19 protein-coding genes are annotated in these 24115 nt (G+C 49.3%); 12 read left to right on the plus strand and 7 right to left on the minus strand.

Annotated elements, in window-relative coordinates:
* Positions 1 to 71 precede the first annotated feature (71 nt).
* Together I2I11_RS21345 and I2I11_RS21350 are read right to left on the minus strand one after the other, a co-directional pair.
* Positions 72 to 998, minus strand: a complete 927-nt coding sequence (locus I2I11_RS21345) for a phytoene desaturase family protein (protein ID WP_230680480.1) — start codon at positions 996 to 998, stop codon at positions 72 to 74.
* Entirely contained in the window at positions 955 to 1521 is a 567-nt protein-coding gene (locus tag I2I11_RS21350; protein WP_230680484.1) for a phytoene desaturase family protein, read from the minus strand. Before I2I11_RS21350 ends, I2I11_RS21345 begins: the two co-directional genes overlap by 44 nt.
* Positions 1522 to 1630: 109 nt before the next feature.
* On the opposite strand from I2I11_RS21350, the gene I2I11_RS19930 reads away from it, so the two are divergent.
* The 3 genes from I2I11_RS19930 (at position 1631) to I2I11_RS19940 (ending at position 4334) form a co-directional block, all read left to right on the plus strand.
* Positions 1631 to 2449, plus strand: a complete 819-nt coding sequence (locus tag I2I11_RS19930; protein ID WP_230680486.1) for an SDR family oxidoreductase — start codon at positions 1631 to 1633, stop codon at positions 2447 to 2449.
* Positions 2450 to 2577: 128 nt separating this feature from the next.
* Positions 2578 to 3843: a BaiN/RdsA family NAD(P)/FAD-dependent oxidoreductase gene (locus tag I2I11_RS19935; RefSeq protein WP_196269518.1), complete on the plus strand. Its 1266-nt coding sequence runs from the start codon at positions 2578 to 2580 to the stop codon at positions 3841 to 3843.
* A 38-nt stretch (positions 3844 to 3881) separates the two neighbouring features.
* On the plus strand, positions 3882 to 4334 hold the full coding sequence (locus tag I2I11_RS19940; protein ID WP_196269519.1) for a ferritin-like domain-containing protein: 453 nt from the start codon (positions 3882 to 3884) through the stop codon (positions 4332 to 4334).
* 528 nt (positions 4335 to 4862) lie between these two features.
* Here I2I11_RS19940 and I2I11_RS19945 read toward each other — a convergent pair.
* Positions 4863 to 6686 (minus strand): DEAD/DEAH box helicase, encoded by a 1824-nt coding sequence (locus I2I11_RS19945; protein ID WP_196269520.1) that lies wholly within the window; start codon positions 6684 to 6686, stop codon positions 4863 to 4865.
* Between the two features lie 661 nt (positions 6687 to 7347).
* Between I2I11_RS19945 and I2I11_RS19950 the strand changes: the two genes are divergently transcribed.
* The 3 genes from I2I11_RS19950 (at position 7348) to I2I11_RS19960 (ending at position 12329) form a co-directional block, all read left to right on the plus strand.
* Positions 7348 to 7890: a hypothetical protein gene (locus tag I2I11_RS19950; RefSeq protein WP_196269521.1), complete on the plus strand. Its 543-nt coding sequence runs from the start codon at positions 7348 to 7350 to the stop codon at positions 7888 to 7890.
* Positions 7891 to 8167: 277 nt separating this feature from the next.
* Complete coding sequence (locus tag I2I11_RS19955; RefSeq protein WP_196269522.1) at positions 8168 to 11569, plus strand: UvrD-helicase domain-containing protein; 3402 nt, start codon at positions 8168 to 8170, stop codon at positions 11567 to 11569.
* Between the two features lie 208 nt (positions 11570 to 11777).
* A complete protein-coding gene (locus I2I11_RS19960; protein ID WP_230680488.1) occupies positions 11778 to 12329 on the plus strand; it encodes a COG4315 family predicted lipoprotein in 552 nt (183 codons plus the stop codon).
* Positions 12330 to 12612: 283 nt separating this feature from the next.
* On the opposite strand, the gene I2I11_RS19965 is transcribed toward I2I11_RS19960, so the two are convergent.
* Positions 12613 to 13473 carry an alpha/beta hydrolase gene (locus tag I2I11_RS19965; protein WP_196269523.1) on the minus strand — a complete coding sequence of 287 codons (861 nt, stop codon included), beginning with the start codon at positions 13471 to 13473 and terminating at the stop codon, positions 12613 to 12615.
* Positions 13474 to 13814: 341 nt separating this feature from the next.
* On the opposite strand from I2I11_RS19965, the gene I2I11_RS19970 reads away from it, so the two are divergent.
* The 4 genes from I2I11_RS19970 to I2I11_RS19985 all read left to right on the plus strand — a co-directional run bounded on the left by I2I11_RS19970 (position 13815) and on the right by I2I11_RS19985 (position 19626).
* Positions 13815 to 14243 (plus strand): VOC family protein, encoded by a 429-nt coding sequence (locus I2I11_RS19970; RefSeq protein ID WP_196269524.1) that lies wholly within the window; start codon positions 13815 to 13817, stop codon positions 14241 to 14243.
* A 238-nt stretch (positions 14244 to 14481) separates the two neighbouring features.
* Positions 14482 to 17388 carry a PD-(D/E)XK nuclease family protein gene (locus I2I11_RS19975; RefSeq protein WP_196269525.1) on the plus strand — a complete coding sequence of 969 codons (2907 nt, stop codon included), beginning with the start codon at positions 14482 to 14484 and terminating at the stop codon, positions 17386 to 17388.
* 484 nt (positions 17389 to 17872) lie between these two features.
* Entirely contained in the window at positions 17873 to 18280 is a 408-nt protein-coding gene (locus I2I11_RS19980) for a DUF4625 domain-containing protein (protein ID WP_196269526.1), read from the plus strand.
* Positions 18281 to 18576: 296 nt separating this feature from the next.
* A complete protein-coding gene (locus I2I11_RS19985) occupies positions 18577 to 19626 on the plus strand; it encodes an N-acetylmuramoyl-L-alanine amidase family protein (RefSeq protein ID WP_196269527.1) in 1050 nt (349 codons plus the stop codon).
* Positions 19627 to 19775: 149 nt separating this feature from the next.
* Here the strand turns inward: I2I11_RS19985 and I2I11_RS19990 are convergent, their stop codons facing one another.
* Positions 19776 to 20306, minus strand: a complete 531-nt coding sequence (locus I2I11_RS19990; protein ID WP_230680490.1) for a hypothetical protein — start codon at positions 20304 to 20306, stop codon at positions 19776 to 19778.
* A gap of 241 nt (positions 20307 to 20547) precedes the next feature.
* On the opposite strand from I2I11_RS19990, the gene I2I11_RS19995 reads away from it, so the two are divergent.
* Positions 20548 to 21135: a hypothetical protein gene (locus tag I2I11_RS19995; protein WP_196269528.1), complete on the plus strand. Its 588-nt coding sequence runs from the start codon at positions 20548 to 20550 to the stop codon at positions 21133 to 21135.
* A 237-nt stretch (positions 21136 to 21372) separates the two neighbouring features.
* Complete coding sequence (locus I2I11_RS20000; RefSeq protein WP_196269529.1) at positions 21373 to 22764, plus strand: MBL fold metallo-hydrolase RNA specificity domain-containing protein; 1392 nt, start codon at positions 21373 to 21375, stop codon at positions 22762 to 22764.
* Between the two features lie 290 nt (positions 22765 to 23054).
* Here I2I11_RS20000 and I2I11_RS20005 read toward each other — a convergent pair whose 3' ends face one another.
* Complete coding sequence (locus I2I11_RS20005; protein WP_196269530.1) at positions 23055 to 23519, minus strand: RES family NAD+ phosphorylase; 465 nt, start codon at positions 23517 to 23519, stop codon at positions 23055 to 23057.
* Positions 23516 to 23938: a type II RES/Xre toxin-antitoxin system antitoxin gene (parS, locus tag I2I11_RS20010; RefSeq protein WP_196269531.1), complete on the minus strand. Its 423-nt coding sequence runs from the start codon at positions 23936 to 23938 to the stop codon at positions 23516 to 23518. Before parS ends, I2I11_RS20005 begins: the two co-directional genes overlap by 4 nt.
* Positions 23939 to 24115 lie beyond the last annotated feature (177 nt).

Genomic DNA, 24115 nt, shown 5'->3' on the forward strand with positions numbered 1-24115 from the left:
AACAGCGCCTGAAAGGCTGGTCAGGAGTTGCAGGTTTTATGTGCTGGTGCCGGGATTCCTTTCCGTTATACTTACAGCTGATCCTGCACAAGTTTACGGGCTGCAATAATGCCGCTCAGGCAAACACCGGGAATGCCCTGGCCGGGGTATACGGTATCGCCGCAGACATAAGCGCCCCAGTGATCGAGCCGGGCGTCTTTCATTTGCCAGGGTTTGATGTGCCGGTACTGCGGATACCCGCCCACGGCGCCATAGGCCCGGTGCGTCCAGAAATTCCAGGCACCTGGTGTTGCGCCCTGCTTATACTTTATGTCTTCCATTCTGATAAGTCCGCGGTTTGCCAGCACGCGGCAGATGGCTTCTTCAAGCACCGCTTTCTGCCCGATGTAGTTGATTGCCGGGTCCGGCACATGTGTGCTGATGGCCGCCACCACCTCCCCTGCCGGCGCCCGTTGCCTGTCGCTGTTATGGCTAAAGCTGATGAAAATGCTTCTGCTCCCGATGAGGGGCAATCCGCCGGCCACATGCACCTGGTGGTGCAGCACCTCCGGGGACTTTTGCTGCAGCACCAGCCCCATCGTAAAAGCGCCGTTCAGCATCCCGGAAGGCAACACATACTTTTGCAACTTCTGCTGAACTGATTTATTCTGAAACAGCGCCAGGGTATTGTTCAGGGGAATACCGCTGATAACAAACCGGCTATCGAAGCTTCCTTTTGCTGTGGTGGTGCGGTAACCGGTTTCCGTTGTTTCGATGGCTGTTACCTGCTGCCCGTACTTTACTTCGGAGCCTTGTGCTTTGATGTAATTTACCACAGGCTTCACCATATTTATCAGGCCGCCGGGCACATAGTAGTTGCCGTACAAAGTATAGCACAAAGCCGTAGCGCCAAACAGTTCGTTTACCTGGTGCAGGTGGTTTTGCGCCGTAATCAGCAGTTGCTCGTTCACGAAATCAACAAAAAGTTTGTTTTGCAGGAGGCCATACCTGTGTAGCATATCCTGCATGGTGCGGAAGGCGGCGGGCAGCAGTTAACTGTGCCGGTCGTGCATTTACGGCTGCATGCAACAAATCTCTGAGGTTTGAAAAAGGGAAATTCTGCTGCTGCAGCGAAGTGCGCCATATCTGTTGGCTGATTTTGTAGCAATGTTCCCAGAAAGGCCGCTGGTTATACTTGCCGAAAACACGCTCCGCCTCTGCAATCCAATCGTCCGACTGCGGGTAGCGCGTCAGCAGTTGTCCATCGGGTAGATGCACCTGCATCGGTATTTCCAGCTTTATGACCGGCAGTTCTATCCCTGTTTCATCCAGCAGGTAATGCAGCGGCATGTGTGCATCGAGCCCCACCAGCGTGGTTGCACCTGTTTCAAACCGGTAGCCCTTTCTTTTATAAGACGAGGCACAACCGCCGGGATATTTTGCCTGTTCCAGCACGCAAATGTGCAGCCCGCACTTTGCCAGCAGCGCCGCGGCCGTCAGCGAACCGAAACCGGACCCGGTTATCACCACATCATACTTCATTTATGCGTTACTTTACAGCTCCCAGTATAAAGATAGTTTTAACAGAACTGCAGCAGATTTGTTGAAGCTGTAAACCTTAAAAGATCAGAAAAGAAGCACGATGATTGAAATGGCGGACATAAGCATTATGGGCTGCGGCTGGCTTGGCCTGCCGCTGGCCGAAAGACTGGTACAGGCAGGATACCGCGTAAACGGTTCCACTACATCTCCCGAAAAGCTACCTATGCTGCAACAGCAGGGCATTCGCCCGTTCTGCATCAATTTGCAGGAGGAGCAGTATGACAAAGAGGTGTTGATGACTTTTCTGCAGGCCAAAGTGCTGGTGCTCAACATTCCGCCGCGCCTGCGTGCCGATGGCGGCGAAGCTTACCTCGGCCAGATGCACCTGCTCCTGAAAGCGCTGCGCAATGCTCCGGTGAACCGCATCTTGTTTGTTTCCTCTACTGCCATTTACCTGGATCTGAACCGTATTGTGACAGAAGAAGACATTGTTTTCACCAAAGAACAACAGCCCGGCAACTTGCTGCTGCAGGCCGAGAATCTTTTCTGTGAGCGCGAAGACTGGATAACGACTGTCGTACGGTTTGGCGGGCTGGTAGGTGGCAGCCGGCAGCCGGGCCGCTTTATGGCCGGTAAAAAGAACGTGCCCAACGGGGATGCTCCCGTCAACCTGATTCACCTGGATGACTGCGTAGCCATACTGGAGCGCCTGCTGACGCAGCAGCAATGGGGACAGGTATACAATGCCTGCGCCGACGAGCACCCGCTGCGGAAGACATTTTATACAAAGGCCGCTGAAGCGCTTGGGCTTGAGCCGCCTGAGTTTGCAGACATGGAAAAAACCGCTTTCAAGCTTATCAAGAGCCAGAAACTGAAAGACGACCTCGCCTATGCCTTTATACACCCCGACCCCATGGCATTCTTTTAGTACCTTTGCCAGCTAAAAGGCAGCTTGTCTATATGGCTGAATGGTTGCTTCCGGCTCCATGCATTTAACGGAAATTAAACTATTCAACCATTATCCTTTAACAGTCAAACAATTTAGCAATTAACTACATGAAAGTAATGGTAATTGGCGGCGGTGCGGCCGGCTTTTTCGGGGCGATTGCCTGTGCCCGTTCCAACGCGGCGGCACAGGTGCTGTTGCTCGAAAAATCGAACAAGTTGCTTGCAAAAGTGCGTATTTCGGGTGGCGGGCGCTGTAATGTCACGCACCAATGCTTTGTGCCCTCTATACTTGCCCAACATTACCCCCGGGGTGCCCGGCAACTCAAAGAAGCTTTTAAATCCTTTGGCGCTGCAGAAACAGTTGATTGGTTTGCACAGCGGGGCGTGCCACTAAAGGCGGAAGCCGATGGCCGCATGTTTCCGGTTACTGACAATTCGGAGACGATTGTAAACTGCCTGTTGCAGGAGGCCAGGAAAGCAGGCATACAGGTAAGAACCGGTGCCGGCGTAACGCGTGTTGAGCCTGTTACAAAAGCCGATCACACCGAGTTTATACTTCACCTCAGTACAGGTGAGCGCATTATGGCTGATAAGGCGCTGGTGAGCACCGGCGGCAATCCGAAAGATACAGGCTATGACTGGCTGCGGGCACTGGGGCATGCGGTAAAAGCGCCCGTGCCCTCCTTGTTTACGTTTAACGTGCCGGGCTCCCCCCTCCTGGATCTCCAGGGTGTTTCGGTGCCGAAAGCGAAGGTGCAGGTGGCCGGTCAGAAACTGGCCTACGAAGGCCCGCTGCTGATTACGCACTGGGGCTACAGCGGACCGGCCGTGCTGAAACTCTCAGCCTGGGGCGCCCGCCTTTTTCATGATCTCGGCTATACTTTCACCGCACTCATCAGCTGGGTACCGGACTATACTGAGGAAACTTTGCGGGAGCAGCTGCAACATTACCGGCAGGCACATCCTAAAAAAGTCGTCAGTACCAATACCCTCTTCGGGCTGCCGCAACGGCTGTGGAAAAGCCTGACGCAACTGGCTGAAATTCCGGCGGAGCTGCGTTGGGCAGATTTGCCCGCCAGAAATACCAATAAGCTGGTAGAAGCGCTGCTGCGCATGCCTGTGGATGTGAAAGGCAAAACAACTTTTAAGGAAGAATTTGTAACCTGCGGCGGCATCGATCTGGCCCAGATAAACATGCGCACCATGGAAAGCCGCCTGCAACCCGGTTTATACTTTGCCGGCGAGGTGCTCGATATCGACGGCATCACGGGAGGGTTCAATTTCCAGGCTGCCTGGACGACAGGCTATCTGGCCGGCACTTCGATGGCTGCCGCTACCATCGGAAATGTGGCTGGTAACAAAAATGCTTTGTAATCAGTATTAAAGCATAAGATCATTCAAAAAATAAAACTATGACAATTAATAAGGAATTATACTCGACAGTTCATCATCTCATCGAAAGATGCAAGGATGGTGCAAAAGGCTACCTTACAGCTTCTGAAGACATTGAAGACAAAGACCTGAAGGACTTGTTCAAGAAGTATGCCGTGCAGCGCGACAGCATGATTACGGAGTTGCAGGACCAGCTAACGAAAATGGGCCATGCGGACGATGAGTCGAGCTCTATTGAGGGAACGGTGCACCGCGCCTGGATCGACATTAAATCGGCGCTATCTTCTAAAGACAGAAAGCGCGTGCTGGAAGAGTGTGAGCGCGGTGAAGACTATGCCGTAAAAGCTTACCAGGAAGCCTTGAAAAAAGATTTACCCGGCACTTTAAAACAGATAATAGAACAGCAGTACAGCGACGTGAAAAACGCCCACGACCACATCCGCTCTTTGCGCGATGCAGCCAGAAACGCATAATACTTTTGGCATAGTCATAACAACAATAAAAAGGAGCTCCGGCTCCTTTTTTTGTGTCTGATGCTTTGCCTGTGGGTCAAAAATAAAGTAGTTTTTAGCAGGCAACAAAGTTGTTAAGCCTATTTACCCCGGCGAATCAGAAGTTACAGATTCAACGAAGGTTTGTGTAGCATTGCTAAGCAAGTATGATGAGGGCTTGTCTCCGCTGGTGCGAGCTTGTAGCTCGTACCTTTTCCTGCAGATGTATGAGTACGAGCTACAAGCTCGCACTAGCAAGATATATTATGCAGCAAGTATATAACTTGCTGGTGCCAAGTACAGGTAGTTAGAGACAGCCTTTTATGAGAATTGCAAATCCGGTAAAATGTATAATGAGACGAAGGGGAGCTATACTTTCATAAAGAACAAAATGCCGCAAAAACAAAAAGGCCGACGTTTCAAGCCGGCCTTTTCTTACAATTTCAGAAGCTTTTTATACTTCCTTTTGTATAGTTGATTATACGTGCCTCTGCAGCTGAGGTTGCAAAATTAAAATCTTCTTTTTCGGAATCCTCCTCGGTCACCGCCACGGTCGTTGCGATCACCACCCCGATCACTGCCAAAGCGGTCGCCGCCTCTGTCACTGCCGAACCGCTCACCTCCGCCACGACGATCTCTGAACGAGCCGCCACCACGGTTGCCGCCGCGGCCCTCGCCGCCGGAACGGTTAAATCCGAAATCGTCGCCGCTGCGTTCACCACGGCTTTTGCCGCTGTCTGCGCCTTTTTTATCAGATTTCTCCACCACCACCATGCGGCCATCCACTTCTATGCGGCCTACGCTTTTCAGGATTTCGCTGGTATACTCGGTGGGCACTTCCACAAAACTGAACTTGTCGTACAGGTCGATATCGCCTACTTTGGCAGCGGGGATGTTGCTGTTCTGGCTCAACAGGTCAATGATATCGCGCGGATGGATGCGGTCTTTTTTGCCGATAGTGATAAACAGGCGGTCCATGCCTTCTTTGGCAGCGGACATGCCTTTTTCCACTTCTGCCCCCTTCTCTTTCACCTTCGCCTCTTTCATGCTCATTTTGAGCAGCGCAGAAGCTACATCCAGTGGCGTATAGCCATCTGTTTCGTTCACGAAGCGCTCTATGCGGGCTACGTGCTTGGCCAGATGGCCTTTCTCCAGCACTTCTTTCACTTTATCAAAGAAAAGCGTTGTGCGGATTTCGTTTACATCTTCTAAGGACGGCACCTGCTGCAGCACGATTTTAGCTTTCGTGAAGCGCATGATGTCCTTTATCTTATAGCCGTCGGTGCGGTTTCCTACAAACGAGAAGGCTTTGCCTGACTTGCCGGCACGTCCTGTGCGGCCAATGCGGTGCACGTAAGATTCTTCGTCCTGCGGCAGGTCGTAGTTGATAACTGCTTCTACATTCTCCACATCCAAGCCACGGGCAGCTACATCCGTAGCCACCAGTATTTCCAGGGTGCCGTTGCGGAACTTGCCCATCACGTTGGAGCGCTGGTTCTGGTTCATGTCGCCGTGCAGTCCGTCGGCGAAGTAGCCGCGTGCCTGCAGGTTCGATACCAGTTCGTCCACCATCCGCTTGGTGTTGCAGAAGATAATGCTGGATTTAAGGTTATACATGTCCAGCAGGCGCGACAGCACCTCCATTTTCATGCTGCTGCGCACCTCGAAGTATACTTGGTCGATGTTCTCAACCGTCAGCTCCTGGTGCACCACTTTCACGATAACCGGATCAGTCTGGTACCGCTTGGTCATCTCCATGATAGGCTTGGACATGGTAGCCGAGAAGAAGATGGTCTGGCGATCTTCGGGGATACGCTCCAGCACATACTCAATGTCTTCGCGGAAGCCCATGTCGAGCATTTCGTCGGCCTCGTCCAGGATGATTTTCTTTACGTTGTCGAGCACCAGGGTGCCGCGTTCGATATGGTCCATTACGCGGCCCGGCGTGCCGATTACAATCTGCACACCCTGCTTCAGAGCGCGCAGCTGGCGATCGTAAGGCTGGCCGCCATAGATAGGCACCACGCTGATACCCGGCTTATACTTGGCCAGCTTCTGGATTTCGCCCGAAACCTGGATAGCCAGTTCGCGGGTGGGGCACAGGATAAGCACCTGCACACTGCGGTCGCGCTCGTCTATACCTTCAATGGCGGGAATACCGAAAGCGGCTGTCTTGCCGGTACCGGTCTGGGCCTGGCCGATAATATCACGGCCTTCCAGCACTACCGGAATAGCCTGTGTCTGAATGGGGGAGGCTTCTTCGAAGCCCATGTCTGCGATCGCTCGCTGTACTTCCGGCGAAAGCGGAAGCTCTTCAAATCTGATGTTGTTCATCTGAATACTTAATAAAACTGAATATGACACATCTGGAGGCAGTCCGTCCTTAACCTTTCTCTACGAGAGAGCGACACGAAAAACTAAAAAACAACCAGGGTATGCCTACAGATGGATTCTCCAGTTATGCAGCAGTCAGACTGATTCCAAACAGGGCGCAAAATTACGCATAATTAATCAGAATAACTATAGGCACTATAATAATCGGGTTGAGCAGCCACTTACTCTGTCAAACGGCCATACTACCTTTATTTAAAAACATTTTACCATTTTATAAAGCATTATTCTTATTTAATAACTAACTTAAGTGGTATAATTAAAAAAAATATTGGCAAAAGGTAACTATTAATTTACCGGCACGTTAATGCAGCCAATTCACCCATATAAATAACACATTTACCAAGTAATGCGACTATAGAGCGACCTTAAACAGCCACTAAACGTAGAAACGAAAAAATAGCTAATACCTAATATTTAGTATGCCACGACAGCTTACTCCTAAGCTGCTGGTAAATAATATTTTATAAGCTGCCCCCTCTTCTTTTATCTCTGTTGATGCGTCTGTTACAGGCAAGTTATGAAACACGAACCAGCAGCGTTGGCTGCTGCCTTAATGCGAAAATTTGATACAAAATAATCATAACATCCAAACATTCCATTTATGCTGCACTTTTCCAAAATCTCATCCAAAGGCAAAGACTTTAACCTGATTGCTTCAGGTGCACTGGCTTTCAAGATTCACAACAAGATACTGAAAGACGAATCTTTTACCCTGAACACTAAAATTAACCGCAATATGCTGCTCAACAGCAGTGTGGCTAAATCGGGCAGCACCGGGCAGAAAAAAGTATTCTTCGTTATTATCTCCGACCTCGACAGGACAAATGTAGAATCGCTGTGCCATACGATTGCTGCGGAACGCGCCAAAGGCAGCTACGCCGTGTGCCAGGTTATCCCGATGTATTACAACGAGCCTTCGTTTAAAGCCCTCAGGTTACTGCGCCAGAATTTTGATGAGGTGATGGAGCTGAACAAATTTAACCTCAGCGATAGCAAAGCTTTGTCGCATGCAGAGCAACAGCAGTGCCTGATAACAGATTATTCGCTGTCGATGGCCCGCATTATGTACCATGTATGTGTTAACGATTTTGCCTCAAACCAAAGCAAAACAGAACAGCGCGTTGCAGCGCCTGCTTATGCTTAGATGTATACTTGCAGATTAGTAGAGAAGTTAGCGGACAAAAAGTAAAAGACTTAAAGTATATAGGTTATTGTAAATGATTATCTTATACTTTGCCCTTCCTTTACACTTCATTGATTTTCCCTGATATTTTACAACAGTAATTTTATAGATCCCCGCTATTGTTTTATGGCGGGGATTTTATTTTAAGCCTTTACAGAAGCTGTGGCTCAATTCTTTTGTAGTCGGGTTTGGCTTTAGGCATACATTCGCTGTATCTTTAAGTATAGATACCTTACTTATGCCATCTGTTTTTAAAATATATTCTTCCTCGGCCGGTTCCGGCAAAACATACCATCTCACCAAAGAATACCTGAAGCTGGCGCTGCACACCGCCGATCCGGATTATTACCGTTCGATACTGGCCATCACGTTTACCAATGATGCCGCCGCCGAAATGAAGGAACGCATACTTGGCGCCTTGCGTGGTTTTAACGATCCGAATCTGTCGGAAAATGCCGGGGAGAAGAGCGAGGAACTGTTACAAAGTATAACGACAGATTTGCAGGAAGAATACCCGGCGGAAAACCTGGATGTGGCAGAAGTACGAAGAAGAGCGGGTAAGCTGTTCGGCCAGATACTCTATAATTACAGTGATTTCTCGGTCAGCACCATCGACAGCTTCGTGAACAAGATTGTGCAGGCTTTTACGCGCGAGCTCAACATTCCCCACAACTTTGAGGTAGATCTGGATTCGCAGACGCTGGTAGACACGGCTGTGCAGTTGCTGCTCGACAAGGTAAGCAACAGCAAAGGCGACCTGCTCTCGGAAACGCTGGAACAGTATGCCCTGGAAAAAGCACGCGAAGGCCGCAGCTGGAACAGCCTGCCCGCCGACCTCTCCGATTTCGCCAAAAACCTGCTGAACGAGCAGGTATACGAAGCCGTAACCGATCTGCAGGGCCTGACGCTGGAAGATTTCAGAACGATAAGAGGTCAGTTGCTGGACACAAAGCAGAAAATTGAAGAAGCCATTGCAGAAGCGGCCGGTCAGGCGTTGGCAATTATAAACAGTGCCGGCGTTTCGCCGGATGATCTGTTTCGGGGCAAGACCGGCATCTATAGTTACTTCAGCACCTGGATCCGGACGATAGATCTGAACTACGGCAACAGCTTTGCCCGCACCACTGTAACGGAGGATAAATGGTATGGCGGCAAAGCCAACACAGCCGCTAAAAGCCAGATAGATGATATAAAATCAGAACTCACCGAGCTGTATTTCCACATCGAGGATATCAAAGAAAAATTTGCCGGCACTTCCACGCTCATTAACGCTGTTGTGCCGCACCTCTATAAAGTATCGGTGCTGAACGAGCTGGAAAAATGCCTGCAGGAAATTAAACGCGACAAGAACACGGTACACATTTCGGAGTTTAACAAGCGTATTATTGATATTGTGCTGCAGGAGCCGGTGCCGTTTATTTATGAGCGGTTGGGTGAGAAGTATAACCACATCCTGATTGATGAGTTTCAGGACACCTCGGTGCTGCAATGGAACAACCTGCTGCCGCTGGTGGACAATGCACTGGCTTCGGGGCACTTCAGCATGGTGGTGGGCGATGCCAAACAGGCAATTTACAGATGGCGCGGCGGTGAGATGGAGCAGATCCTGCATCTCTACAAGAAAAACACAGAACGCCTGTACCAGAACTGCAGGCACAGCAACATGATCCGCGAAAGGTATGAATCGGTGGATCACGCGCTGCTGCCGGATGAACTGAATACCAACTTCCGCAGCCGCGCCGAAATCATCGGTTTCAACAACGAGTTATTTACTTTCATCAGCAAGGCGCACGAAGCTTTTGGGATGTTCGCGTCGATTTACGATGAAAAATTTACGCAGAAAGTACCGGAAGGCAGTGATAAAAGCGGCGGTCATATCCAAATCATGTTCACGCACCCCGATGACTCCAACTACAAGTATAATTTGGATGGCTGCACCCGCACCGACGAATTGTACGACAGCTACACCCGTCCCGAAATCCTGAGCTACGACGAAAGTATGCTGAACATGGTGCTGCAACTCGTAAACCATGGCCTGGCAGAAGGCTATACGTTGAAGGACATGGCCATACTTTGCCGCACCAACGCCAAAAGCAAGCTCATCGCCAACTTCCTGAAAGAGCGGCGGTTCGACATTATTTCGCAGGATTCGCTTTCGCTGCAGTTTGCCGAGGTTATCAACCTGCTTATTGCCCTGTTCCGTGTGATTAACCGCCCGAACGATACCCTGGCCAAATCGGAGGCTTTATACTTAATCTGTGCCGTGGCGCTGGAAACCATTCCGGATACAGGTATGACGCAGCGCATTGCCGAAATAGCCAATACCCCTGATCCGCAGGCATTTTATGACCAGCTGCGCACCTTTGGCTTTGATGTGAAAGAGCGCGAAACCGGCAACCTGTCTATTTACGAACTGACCGAGCAACTGATCCGCACCTTCGACCTGCTAGGCAAAAATAACGAGTGCGAATACCTGTTCCGTTTTCTGGATCTGGTGCTGGAGTATAGCCTGAAAAACAGCAACAACCTGAATAATTTCCTGGGCTACTGGGAAGTGCAGAAAGAAAAGCTAAGTATAAACACGCCCAAAAACCGCAACGCCATCACCATCACCAGCATCCATAAAGCAAAAGGGCTAGCCTACCCTATCGTCATCATTCCATTTGCCGACTGGAGTACCGAGCCGATGACGCGCGCGCTGATGTGGAGCCAGCTGCCGGAAGAAGTGAGCGTAACAGGCAAGCTGCGCAGCGTGGCAGTTAACATAAGTTCTAAACTAGAGACAACCGTTCTGGGCAGCCAGTACAGCACCGAAATCGAAAAGACATTTATCGAGAACCTGAACATGCTCTACGTGGCCCTTACCCGCCCCATTGACCGGCTCTACCTCATCGGCAACAGCAAAGATTTACTGGATGACCGGAAAGCAGCCAAAGCGCTGGAGGGCAATGCCAGAAACGTGAGCCATTTGCTTTACCGCTTCCTGGTGCATAAAGAAATGTGGCAGCCGGGCCGGTTTTGTTATCAGCTGCACAAAGGTGGTGTCCGGCAGCATCATACGGAACTTGCTTCAGATAAAACATACTTGCTGGATCACCTGGTGACAACCGACTGGGCGCAACGGCTGCAACTGAAACAGCATGCCAACAACGTCTTCGATTTTGAAACGCAGACCAGGCAGCGGGCCGTGAACAAGAAGCTGCACTATGCGTTGTCGCGCGTGATTACGGCCCCGCAGCTGGACGATGTACTGCGCCGGATGGTAAATGAAGGCATCATCAGTGAACGCGAAAAACCGGCTTTGCATGCACGCCTGCAAGAGGTTATAAAGCACCCGAAGCTGCAGCGCTATTTCTCTGACAGGGTAATCGTGGAGCACGAAAAAGAACTCCTGGATGCCCGCGCCTACCTCTACAAACCAGACCGCGTGGTATTCGACGGAGAACAGGTGGTGTTAATTGAATTCAAGCTGCCACCGCCACAACCCGAACATCGTTACAAGCTGGATCACTACGCTGTGCGCTTTAAACAACTGGGCTACGAAAAAGTAAAATGTATACTTTATTATTTCGATACGGAAGAAGTGCTGGAGTGGCGCTACGGCGGCAAAAGTATGCAGATGGGATTGGGGTTTGCTTAACTCTTGTTGTGATTGTATTTAAAGACTTTATACCTGCTCCTTTAAAAGCAATCGTGCAAATTGTTGCTTATCTATAAAGTATGCACCTTTTTGGTACTGCCAGCGCCTTCAAATAATGCCGTTTTATAAATTATTCCTAACATCTCCGGTTTATTCGGGTATAAATAATTTATACTTAATGTTTTATCATATTCTAAACGTATTAACTATGAAGAAAACCGGCTTTTTAAAAAGGACGCTACATTTAAATCAGCTTGCATGTGCATTGCTCCTGAGCTTTTTTGTTGCTGGCTGTAACCAGAATCAAACAGACGCAACAGAGGCGGATACGGCAGATGCGATCACCGAAACCACTGAGCTTGATGAAGCAGCCGAAACACCATCTGATATGACAGCTGTGAGTCTGGAAACCCGGACAAAAGAGGGATTGGGTGAATATTTAACCGATGCCGACGGGCGCAGTCTCTATATTTTTATGGCTGATTCACCAAATACCAGCACCTGCTCCGGTGATTGTGCAACGGCATGGCCTCCCCTCGTGTCGGATGGAACACCAACTGCGGCGGCAGGTTTGGATGCGGCCCTTATCGGCACGATAGAGCGCAGCGATGGCACAACCCAGGTAACGTACAATGGCTGGCCGCTGTATTATTTTGTTAAAGACCAGGCAGAAGGGGAAACAACCGGGCAAGACATTGAAGCCATGGGCGCAGAATGGTACCTGATTTCACCTGCCGGAAATAAAGTTGAAGGAGAATAGCATAAAGCCATCACCACTGTACTGATTTCCGAAAATTACTTTATCTAAAAACCCCAGCCTTAGTAGCCGGGGTTTTTACATGTAACATGCATGTCCTGATGCCTGCGCCCTGATAGTTTATACAAAAATCGTGATACGTGTGTCACTTTATACTAAATTGAAATAAAGGAGACGTAAGCATGTCTAAACCCGGCAGGTTTTAAAACCTGCCGGGTTTGTTGCGCCACTATTCCAGCAAACCTATCATAAACAAGTATATCTTTTCAAATCAATCCGGTATTATTTAAAACTGGTGAAACCCTTTCGACACAAATTCCAGCACTTCCGGCAAGGCGCTTCGCCAGTACGTCCAGGTATGGCCGCCATCCCGCACGCGGTACTCATGTGGTATTTCCTGTTTGCGCATGGCAATGTGCGCCAGTGCATTCCCTTCATACAAAAAGTCGTCATCGCCGCAATCAATATACCAGCGTACTGCTTTTTTCTGGTCTTCAGGCATGCTGTTTATCAAAGACAAAGCATTATGGCGGTTATAGTAAGCTGTCAGATCCGCATCCGGCTCAGATGGATTTTCCTTTGCGAAACGGGCTTTCGCTTCTTCAAGCGACAAAGGGCCTACATAAGCGCTCAGCGGGCAGGCGGCAGAAAACAACTCGGGGTGATGCAGCGCATACATAAAGCTGCCGCCACCACCCATCGATAAGCCGGCAACCGCCCGGAAGCGCTTGTCAGTCTTGGCCCGGTAGTTCTTCTCAATGTATGGCATTAACTCCTGGAAGAAGAAATCTTCGTACCGCCATTTACCCGAAACATCATTAAAATAGCCTTTCTGCCCTGTATCCGCATCGGGCATCACAATGATCATGGGCGTGGCTTTACCCTCTTTGATTGCTTCATCCGTGATGCGCAACACCTCGCCGAATTGTACCCAGCCGGTTTGATCGTCCCCGCTGCCATGCAGCAGGTAAAGCACAGGGTAAGTCCTTTTGGAAGTATCGTAATCAGGCGGCAGGTAAATGGCGTACTTCCTGTCCATTTTCAGTATTTTACTTTTCAGCGACAGGTTTTCCATCACCTTACCCGTTTGTGCCATCAGTAAGGTGGACGTTGCCAGAAACAGCACCAGGAGCGAAATTTTTTTCATATGCAGATGTTTGGTTTAGCAGTTAAGTAGATAGTGTAAAAGAATGACGCCTTAACATTTATCAAATATGTCATCCTGAAAGGATCTTGTGCATGAAAAGTAGGTAAAGTACAAGATCCTTTCAGGATGACAGAATGCAAAAAAGCCGCTTTGTTATTTAGCCTTTCCGCTATCCAGACGGAATAATACACAAATCTGAGATAAGTATAAAGAACTTCATACAAAAGCTTGCCATGCGCAGCCTCCTGAAGTTACAGCAGGATAAATTGATGGAGGTATGGCAATAAAAACAAAGGCTTGTGTTAACTTAGCTACAAATGTCGGGCAACAAGAGCCATACTATGGAACAACGCATTACACTTATTACTTTAGGGGTTAAGAACCTGCAGCGGTCTAAAGAGTTTTACCAGAAAGTGCTTGGCTGGCAACCGCTGGCAAGCAGCACCGAAGGGATTGTCTTCTTCCAGCTGAACGGCATCCAGCTGGCCCTGTTTCCGCAGGAATCGCTGGCAGATGATGCGGGCGTACCTGCCGATGGCAAAGGTTTCCGGGGCTTCTCCCTGGCGCATAATCTTGGTTCCGAGAAGGAAGTAGATGAACTGGTGGCAGCCCTGGAGGAGAAAGGCGCCCGCGTGCTCAAGCAACCCGAAAAAGTATTCTGGGGCGGCTATAGTGGCTACATCGCCGACCCGGATGATAACCTCTGGGAAATAGCCTACAACCCTTTTCTGCAACCAGACAACAGCCCGGCAACCAGCAGCATTCACTAGACTAGGATTTTTAGGATTGTGTAATGGAAAGGATTTTAGATGTTGTTATAGTGATGCGCTTATACTTGATGAAGCAGAATATCAGGCAAATTGCCTGCAAAACCACTTGGCATCCTACTTCCATTTGATACTTAATTAATGCTGCCCGGCTACTTACTTCAAAACTTCACATTCATCGCTTAAATTAAAGGATCAGATAAAAATCCTAAAATCTAATAATCTTAGAAATCCTAGTCCTGTGCAGACTTTCCTGGAGCTATCGGCCAAGTACGTTTACGAGAAGTATAAAGACAACATCAGCGACCTGTGCATTATACTTCCTTCGCGCCGGGCAAGCTTTTTTTTCAAGAATGCCCTGGCGCAGGCGGCAACAGAGCCTATCTGGTCGCCGGAAGTATCGGGCATGGAGGACTTTATTACGCGGCTGGCCCAGACGGATGTGCTCGAACCGATAAATCTGCAACTGGAGCTGTTCGATTTGATGCGGGAGCAGGACCCGCTGCTGGACTTCGATCAGTTTGTAACCTGGGGCGGCACCCTGCTCGACGATTTCAGCCGCATTGATCAGAACCTGGTAGACCCCGGCAAGCTGTTTGAGTACCTGTCGGAGGCAAAAGCGCTGGAGCGCTGGGACCCGAAGTTCCTCGGAAAGACCATCTCCCCGACCATGAAGAAATACTTCAGCCTCTGGGACAACATCGAAAAAACCTACCGGAATCTCCAAAAGCGTTTGCTCAAAAATAAGCAGGCGTATACGGGTATGGCTTTCCGGAAAGTGGCCGAAGACATCAACCGTATTGCCACCGAAACCGGCTGCAGCAAGTTCATTTTTATCGGGCTGAATGCGCTCACCAAATCCGAAGAAGTTATCATCAAAGCGCTGCTGAGGCAGGATAAAGCCGAAGTGTTGTTCGATTCGGATGATTTTTATATGGAAGACGGCACGCCCAACCGGGCCGGCACTTTCCTGCGCAAGTATAAAAGCACCTGGAAACTGCCCGAATGGCGCTGGCAACAAAATTTGTTATTGACGGATGAGAAAGAGATAAACGTAATTGGCGTGGCCAACGCCAGTATGCAGGGCAAACTGGCGGGGCAACTGTTGCAGGAAATCCGCAGTCAGGACAAGCACGCGCAAACGGCTATTATCCTGCCCGACGAAACGCTGCTGTTGCCGGTGCTGCACTCTATTCCGGAGGAGGTGCCTAACTACAACGTAACCATGGGCCTCAGCTTTAAAGGCACGCCGCTGTTCAACCTCATCGACCTGCTGTTTGAGGTGCACCTGACTGGCGTAACGCAACTCCAGGAGTCCGGCTATAAAGTATACCAGTACCACCACCTATCGGTTACCAAACTGCTCACCCACCCTTTCATCCGCAGGTACGAGCTATACCTGAATGAGCAGCCGGCGCAGGCAAAATACCATGGCTTTATTCAGCAGGTTATTGATAAGATTGTAACAGATAACCGGGTGCTGGTAACGGCGCAGGACCTGCTGAAAATGGGCAAACAGCATCCCCTTTTCGAGACGCTCTTTAAAACATGGGCCGACTGCGACGACATCATTGCGGCTATGTATAGCCTGATTGACATGCTGCGCGAAGTATACAGCCATCAGCCCAACACCATCGAAACGGAGTACCTCTACATTTTTTATACTTTGGTAAAGCGGCTCGACACCATCTTTGATTGCCGCGAGCACAAGATTGGCGTGCGCAGCTTTCGCAAGTTTTTGTATGAGCTCATTGCCTCCACCCGCCTTCCGTTCAGCGGAGAACCCATTTCTGAGGTGCAGATTATGGGTATGCTGGAGACGCGCGCGCTGGATTTTGAGAACGTTATTATCCTGTCGGTGAACGAGAACACGCTGCCCGCGCCGAAGCGCCATGAATCGCTGATGCCGTATGATGTACTGCGTGAGTTTGGCCTGCCGACCTATGCCGAAACCGAAGGCGCCATGGCTTATACTTTCTACCGCCTGCTGCAGCGCGCCAAACGCATCAATTTGCTCTATGTGCTCCCCTCTGATACGTATGGCTCGGGCGAGAAAAGCCGCTTTATCCTGCAGCTGCAAAACGATCTGGCCCTGCGCAACCCACTTATTAAATTCCGCGACCTGACTGCCGCCGTAGAGCAGCAGCAAACCAGGAAGTATGACGAAGACATCCTGATTGAGAAAGACGCGCAGACACTAGAGCAGCTGAAAAAGGAATTGCAAAAAGGCCTGTATCCGTCGCACCTGAACATGTATATCAACTGTTCGCTACAGTATTATTTCAGTCGCATCGCCAAAATACAGGAAATGGACGAGGTGGAAGAACAGCTCGGCACCGATAAGTTCGGGACGTTGGTGCACCAGGTGCTCGAAGATTTTTTCCGCCCGTTTGAGCAGAGCGGCAACCCCATTTTAGCTGCCGATGTAGAACAAATGCTGCAACAATTGCCTGATCAGGTGAAGTCGGAGTTCAGGAAAACCACGCGCGGCGCCAGCCCTGATCGCGGCATGAATTACCTGTTGTATAAAGTAGCCGTGCAGGTGCTGGAAAAATACCTCGAAAACCTGAAGCAGTCGGATGAACTGCCGCTGTACGTGCTGCGCCTCGAAGACACCTTGTCCGCCATACTGACCGTGCAGGTAGGCGACGAAGAAATACAGGTGCGCATAGCAGGCAAGGCGGATCGCATCGATCTGACAGGCCACGAGCTACGCGTGATAGACTACAAAACCGGCAAAGTAGAGCGCAATCAGCTGGTCGTAAAACCGGAAGAGGTCGCGCTGCATTTCACCACTGATCCCAAGTATGACAAGGCCCGCCAGTTGTGGCTGTACCAGTACATTCTGCAACGCAGCCTGCAGGAGCAGCCGGAAATCATCCTAAAAAATGCCAGCCACCTGAACCCGCAAAGTATAGCTCCTAAATCCGGTATACTTTCGTTCCGCAACCTGGATGCCGGCGTCCTGTCGTCGGAGTTTAATTTTGTGGAGGATGATAATGCTACGCCCAAAGATTTTGTAGCTGCTTCGGAAGAATTGCTTTCAGATTTTGTACGCCGGATGCTTGACCCGCAGGAACCTATCCGCAAAACGAACGATTTGGATGTGTGCCAGTGGTGCCCCTACCGGGGGATTTGCGCGCGGTAATTAACTGATATGCAAAAGGAGGTTACAGCTTTTGCTCTTCGGAATTCCTAATCTTAAAAAGCAAAGCTGTACGCATTCCTAATCCCATGCACTACAGATTATCCCGCAAAGGTTTACCAACTCCGGTTAAGTAAAAAGCGGATTACTAATACTGATAATAAAAACTTTTGAAGTATGAAAACGGAAGCCTTATGATAAAAAACATGCGGCGCATTGGATAAGAAAACAGTACCCGCCTACTCCAGATTTCCATCCCTTAATAACAAAACACAACTTCTTCATTACTATTCTTTAAAGCATCCTAATGCTACTTTATTCATTATATATAATATTTCATAGGTAATATTGTGTATAATTTAAAATAACATTCGCTGAATGTCCTCGTTTAAAGTTAATATACCCCATAAGCTCAAGGCGGAAACAACTGCCTGACGCTGCATTTTACAATTATCTAAACTTTTAAACTATCACTAATTTTACCGTTATGAAAAAACTTAATTGGCTGTTCCTGATGTTTCTTGCTGTTGTATTCTTCTCCTGTGATGACGAAGAAGATGTTACCCTGGATACCACCGCACCGACTATAACCATTACTTCACCGGCTGCAAACGCGACCTTTGCCGCAGGCGATGTAATTCCGTTAAAGGCTACCATCGAGGACAATGAAGGCCTGGACAACTTGAAGGTGATTGTTACAGATCCAAGCGGAACAGATCGTGAAGTAGCCGACCAGAACATCGTTAATTTCCTGAAGGATAAGACCAACAAGGACCTGGAAGTGAACATCGGTCTGGATTCAACTGCAGTTGCCGGTGCTTATGTGCTTACAGTTGAAGCAACAGATAAGCAGAATAACAAGGGATCAAAGTCAGTTACAGTTGCTGTAATGTAAACAGACATACATTTACCGGGGCAATAAACCCGGTTCCGGAATTGTTATAAACAAAAAGCCCTGTAAAATTTTACAGGGCTTTTTGTTTATAACAATTCCGGCAATAAAATATGCTGATTATAGTTAAAGAAGAAAAGAAACTACCGGCTGCGACAAGGTATAGACGCAACCTGCTCCCTAGGGCCGGCAACGGCTGGAGAACACATCGTGTTTAAAACCGGCTTTCATTTTTATACTTACATTTTTTTTAGTAGTATCGCCGGAAGTGATATTATGTGCAGATAAATTTTAAAACCTTGCGAACCTGTTTATCCTTACTTTTCCTGCTTTTTTTTACTTTAACAGCCCATTCCCAAAGCAATTACCTTAAAGTTACAGCTAAGAAAGGCGATGGCATTCTTACCCTGCTGCGCCGCCACGGCCTCAGCCCTGCCGCATCGCTCAAAGCATTTATACAGCTCAACAAAGAGAACTTAGGCAAAGGCAACAGTTTGTATGCCGGCAAAACATACCTGCTTCCCTCGCCAGCTCCCGAGGCATCTGATAAAGCCCCGGAAACTACAGCTGGCGCTGCTGCCAAAGCAATGGCGACGCCCGGCAAACTGGAAGTTCCGCTGTTTGGCGAAAAGTATGCCCGTGTGGACGTGGTAGACCAGCAATTACAGGGCGCCATATATTACCTGCTGGCAGGCCACGCCGGCCCTGATCCCGGAGCAGTTGGCAAGTATGGCCCCTATGCGCTTGCCGAAGATGAATATGCTTACGATGTAACAGCCCGGCTGGCCCGTACCCTGATGGAACACGGCGCAACCGTATACATGATTATTCAGGATCCGGATGATGGCATCCGGGATGAAAATATCCTGAAAATGGACAAAGATGAGATAACTTACCCTACCAACAAGCCTGTGTCGTATGGCCAGCGGGAGCGGCTGCGGCAACGCACCAATGCTGTAAATAAACTATATGCAGCGCACAAAGGCGCGTACCAGCGCATGCTCTGCATTCATGTCGACAGCCGCAGTAAAAGCCAGAACATTGATGTATTTTTCTACCACCATGAGAACAGCCCCGCCGGGCAGGAACTGGCCGAAAGCATACATCAGACATTTACCTCCAAGTATAACCGCCACCAGCCTAACCGCGATTATTCCGGAACTGTGTCGCAACGCAGCAGCCTCTACGTGGTGAAGTACAGCGATCCGCCAACCGTGTTTATTGAGCTGGGCAACATCCGCAACGATCTGGATCAGCGGCGCTTCGTAATCGCCAACAATCGCCAGGCGCTGGCCAATTGGATTACAGAAGGCATCATAGCCGATTTTAAAGCTTCAACAGAGAAATAAGGATTTGCTGCTACGGTAAAGCTGCAGCAAACAGGCACGCAGAGCATATCTTACAAGCCTCCGCCAGGTATACTTTATACCTGGAAGAGACTTAGGGCTTATGCAGCAAAACTATGTAACCGCCGATAGCAGCTATACCGTGGTGTTAGCTACTTTTGCTTTTTCCGCTTTTTAGCCGGGCGGCTGGTGAGCGCATCGGCCACAAAACCAACTGTTACGGCATAAACGGCATGGAACAATATATCCTGCACAATGGCTTTGGGCTTCCACTTTGTTATCGGCTCCGCTACGCCCAGCGAGGGGAGCATTACAATCTCTGTACCCCAAACGGCTGCAAAATGAGCCCCTGTTCCGGCTGCTCCTTCAGCTCCGGACGCAGCCAGTAAGCCGCGCGGAATACCCCATGCGGAGCCATACATCCAATGAATAATATTGGACAGTTTCTCTTTGTCTTCATCGCTTTTCGCCTCGATACCTAACACTTTGCTCACCGCTTTGTAAGGTGTATCGCTTGGCGGCCGGCCAGTTATTTTCATCTCGATCATTTGAGCTACTGTCATCACAGCGGTGCCGGCCAGGCCTGCTATTATGCCGCAGCCAATCGCCCCGGCCATGTGCCCGAATTCTGATACTTCGCGTGTTGGGCGATGCACCCTTTTTTTATGATGTTTCTTTCCCATAGCCTTTGTTTCACTTTTATTACATGGATCAATAACCTGTTGTACGTGGCGTTCTGCTGCCGGATGGCCGGAACTGTGACTTGATCTTCAATTAACCGTGCCTGAAGCGGTATCACCGGCATAGGTTTTATCATCTGAAATTGCACTGTTTTAAAGTATGATCAGAACAAAGGCAACTTAAAAGCGTTTAGAGAAAGAATTAAATACAAAGCACATTCATCTACTTAATGAACACAGAACTATGAAACACTTATTTCTTGTATCCGCCTGCTTTTTAGCCTTCACCTTTGGTGCAGCTGCGCAGGACGTAACACTGCCGCAGGTCACATCTTCTTCGGCATTTGAGGCCGTACAGAAAGGCAACTGGCTGGTAGGGGCTGGTATCGGGTCTATTGGCTTTAACTTCAAAACCGATGAATTCAACATTGACGTAATACCTGATGCCGCCTACTTTGTAAGCGACAACGCCGCCCTGGGTGCAGAAGTACAATTGGGCCTGACAGCCTACGATGACGGCACTAACTTCAGGTATGGCATTACGCCTTTTGCACGGTATTACTTTCCGGAAGGCGCGGCCCCGACCCACCGCTGGTTTGGTGAGGCCCGCGTGGGCGTTGCAGGCAGCTCGACCAAAGACAGCGACGAAGATGCTGCTGTTTCTTCGGTTTATGGCGTAGGCGCAGGGTATGCGCATTTTATATCCAGCAACGTAGCCCTGGAGGGCGTTCTTCGTTATACACGTTCCCATGCTGATATTGATGTAGGTTCAGGTACCGCCGGTCTGTCTCTCGGAGTTGGCCTTCAGATATACCTGCCTGGCACCAGATAAATCATACCTCTTTTGGTATTACCACCTTGTTTAGCAAAACCGCTCCCGCTTGTGGGGCGGTTTTTTACTTTATACAGATTTTGCCGCGCATAATTTCCCGCTTTGTGTATCAGCCGCTTACCCCATAAGTATAAATAAAGCTGCCCGGGCAATGGCCGAAAGCTCCCTGCAAGCGTACTATCACTCCATACAAATCATACTTTGATTACACTTTTTTTTTAATCTATTTCGCTTTTCATGGCAAACCAACAGCCCCCTATCCGGTTGCAGTTTTTAGGTGCAGCCGGTGTTGTAACCGGTTCTAAAAGTTTCTTACAGGTTGATGATTGTAAAATATTGATAGACTGCGGCTTGTTTCAGGGCAGCAAGTCTGAGCGCAAACTGAACAAGGTAAAGCAGCTTCCGTTCAGCCCTGCTGATTTAAACGCCGTCATCCTCACACATGGCCACCTCGACCACAGCGGCTACCTGCCGGTGCTCGTAAAGAAAGGTTTTGCCGGGCCGGTTTACGCCACAGCGCCCAGCAGAGACATCACCGAAATTATACTTAAAGACAGCGCCCACATACAGGAAGAAGATGCCAAAGAAATAAACGAGCGCCGCGCCAGAGCGGGTAAAAAGCCTGTAAAGCCGCTTTACCGGCAGAAGCACGTTAGCCGCACCATGGCGCTTTTCGAAATTTTTCAGGATGAGGAATGGATAAGTATAGATGATGTGCTGAGATTCCGTTTCCATAAAAGCGGGCATATTTTAGGATCGGCTACCATCGAACTGGAGTGCCTCGGACAAACAATCGTGTTTTCGGGTGATATCGGGCAGCAGGCGCCCCTCATCCTGGACTCGCCGGCACGCCCCCGAGCTGCAGACTATATTGTAATGGAATCTACCTACGGCGACAAGCTGCATGATACGTCCGTTTCTCCTTACCAGGCGCTCCAAGAGGTAGTAAATGAAACTTTTGAGAAAGGCGGCTCCCTCATTATCCCGAGCTTTGCCGTGGAGCGCGCCCAGGAAATTATCATGCTCCTCAACAATCTCATCAGCGAAAAAAGCATTCCTGCCCTACCCGTTTACCTCGATTCGCCCATGGGAACAGATGTGACAGAACTCTTTCAGAAACACAAAGCATGGCACAACCTCTCCGAAGCGGAAAGCAACAGCCTGACGGAAAACGTGCACCTGGTGCGCAGCTTTGAGGAAACGCTGCAGGTGCTGGATGAAAATGGCCACAGGAGCAAAATTATTATAGCCGGCAGCGGCATGGCCACAGGCGGCCGCGTGTTGCACTACCTCAAGCATCTGGTTGGTGACGAAAAAAATACAGTGTTGCTGGTAGGCTACCAGGCCAGGGGCACCCGCGGCAGCCAGCTCAGCAAAGGCGAGGCTACCATCGAAATTGAAGGCGAGAATTATACTGTGCGGGCCGGGGTAAGCCAGATTGGCTCTCTCTCTGCGCACGCCGATCAGGAAGATTTGATGTGGTGGCTGAGCAGCCTCCGCGATGCGCCCAAAGCCTTGTTCCTGAACCACGGCGAAGAAGAACCGGCAGAAACGCTAAAGAAAAAGATTGAAGAAAAATACAATTGGCCCGTCACAGTGGCGGAGATGGACAAAGTATACGAGCTATAAAGTATACGGATGATGGCCGCAAGTATAAACCGGCCGGTTATTTTAGATTGTATTAACTTGCCCATACTTTAGCATAGCCGCGTTAAAGTATGGACAAGCTTTGGCGACAGAGCGCATAGCATAACCATAAATCGCTTTCTCCTGTTTATGATTAAACTCAGATGCATCCTTTCGGCAACGCTGCGCACCGTTGGCTTCAGCAGCCTGGTGCAGCAAACGTTAGCTTACCTGTGTGCCGAACTTAGCAAAGCAGCCATGCCGTTCAGGTGTGGCTGCTTTATGAATGTGATTTATTCTTTTACGAACAGCCGTTTATCGAATGTAAAAGGCACAGCTTCCACAATGGTTATTGCCCGGAAGTCCTTATGATTTGGATTGATAAGGTAGTTATAGGTTCCCTGCACGGTAGCCGAGGGGACTTTCATGGCTAAAAATTCGTTCTCCAGCACAAAGGCATCCCCTATTTCCTGTGTCTCGTTGGCATGCGGAAAGCTTTTCCAGTCAGCAGGCAGCTTTTCCAGAGGATGCTCTTTCATGGCAACGTCTTGCGGCAGCTGAATTTTAATCAGGTAGTAATCGGCGGGCACAATGCCGAGCGGCATGTGAACGGCAATCTCCACAGCACAAAGCGCAATAGATTCGCTGGTATAAAGCATGGCCACACCTTTACTGTTCCAGCGGCCGCCGGCCATTTCTGCGCCTTTGCCCGATAAATCATACTTGTATTTGCCCCTGCTAAGGCGGTATACCATCATGCCAGCACGCCGTGCTCGATGCGGGTCAGCTCATCTTTCAGCAAGCCGATGCCGAACGTGCTGTCGAGCAACTCTTTTGGTTTGATGCCGCCCAGGGCCACGTTCTTCGTCTCCAGCCAGGCATCATAATTTCCTTTGTCACCAAACACTTCGATGCCTTTGTTATAGACCAGCGTGATTTCCAGAATCTTCTCCGAGTGCAGCGGATCAAAAGTGCGCTTTTCCTTTTTGTAACGCTGGAACGTGCGCTCAGATAGGTGCAGAAAATTAGACCACTCGGCCGTGCTGAACGGGCTGTTGCTGGCTATGCTCTGAAACAAGCCATACTTTATACCTTCACGCACAGAACTGATGAGCATGAGCACATCCCTGTCATCAATCTGCTTATAGCTGAGGTTTGTGATAGTTGCCTGTGTCATATATCTTGTTTATACTTCAAATATACGAAATATGTCTTTATTGAAACGCCATTTGTCGTAAATAAGTTTTTTAACGGCAGAACCAGACAAATACAGCGTGACAGCAAGTATGGCGGTACAATATCTGCGCATGGAGCACTATTTTAATGTCCCACGCGTTATAGCTGCTGTAATACA

Source organism: Pontibacter rufus (assembly GCF_015694705.1).
Classification (GTDB): domain Bacteria; phylum Bacteroidota; class Bacteroidia; order Cytophagales; family Hymenobacteraceae; genus Pontibacter; species Pontibacter rufus.

Excerpts from the sequence above, each read along its gene's own strand:
- I2I11_RS20005 (WP_196269530.1), bottom strand. The coding sequence starts at position 23,519 with ATGATGGTATACCGCCTTAGCAGGGGCAAATACAAGTATGATTTATCG.
- I2I11_RS21345 (WP_230680480.1), bottom strand. The coding sequence starts at position 998 with ATGCTACACAGGTATGGCCTCCTGCAAAACAAACTTTTTGTTGATTTC.
- I2I11_RS19995 (WP_196269528.1), top strand. The coding sequence starts at position 20,548 with ATGAAACACTTATTTCTTGTATCCGCCTGCTTTTTAGCCTTCACCTTT.
- I2I11_RS19945 (WP_196269520.1), bottom strand. The coding sequence starts at position 6,686 with ATGAACAACATCAGATTTGAAGAGCTTCCGCTTTCGCCGGAAGTACAG.
- I2I11_RS19955 (WP_196269522.1), top strand. The coding sequence starts at position 8,168 with ATGCCATCTGTTTTTAAAATATATTCTTCCTCGGCCGGTTCCGGCAAA.
- I2I11_RS21350 (WP_230680484.1), bottom strand. The coding sequence starts at position 1,521 with ATGAAGTATGATGTGGTGATAACCGGGTCCGGTTTCGGTTCGCTGACG.
- I2I11_RS19940 (WP_196269519.1), top strand. The coding sequence starts at position 3,882 with ATGACAATTAATAAGGAATTATACTCGACAGTTCATCATCTCATCGAA.
- I2I11_RS19965 (WP_196269523.1), bottom strand. The coding sequence starts at position 13,473 with ATGAAAAAAATTTCGCTCCTGGTGCTGTTTCTGGCAACGTCCACCTTA.
- I2I11_RS19990 (WP_230680490.1), bottom strand. The coding sequence starts at position 20,306 with ATGGGAAAGAAACATCATAAAAAAAGGGTGCATCGCCCAACACGCGAA.
- I2I11_RS20000 (WP_196269529.1), top strand. The coding sequence starts at position 21,373 with ATGGCAAACCAACAGCCCCCTATCCGGTTGCAGTTTTTAGGTGCAGCC.
- I2I11_RS19950 (WP_196269521.1), top strand. The coding sequence starts at position 7,348 with ATGCTGCACTTTTCCAAAATCTCATCCAAAGGCAAAGACTTTAACCTG.
- I2I11_RS19980 (WP_196269526.1), top strand. The coding sequence starts at position 17,873 with ATGAAAAAACTTAATTGGCTGTTCCTGATGTTTCTTGCTGTTGTATTC.
- I2I11_RS19970 (WP_196269524.1), top strand. The coding sequence starts at position 13,815 with ATGGAACAACGCATTACACTTATTACTTTAGGGGTTAAGAACCTGCAG.
- I2I11_RS19935 (WP_196269518.1), top strand. The coding sequence starts at position 2,578 with ATGAAAGTAATGGTAATTGGCGGCGGTGCGGCCGGCTTTTTCGGGGCG.
- I2I11_RS19930 (WP_230680486.1), top strand. The coding sequence starts at position 1,631 with ATGGCGGACATAAGCATTATGGGCTGCGGCTGGCTTGGCCTGCCGCTG.
- parS (WP_196269531.1), bottom strand. The coding sequence starts at position 23,938 with ATGACACAGGCAACTATCACAAACCTCAGCTATAAGCAGATTGATGAC.
- I2I11_RS19960 (WP_230680488.1), top strand. The coding sequence starts at position 11,778 with ATGAAGAAAACCGGCTTTTTAAAAAGGACGCTACATTTAAATCAGCTT.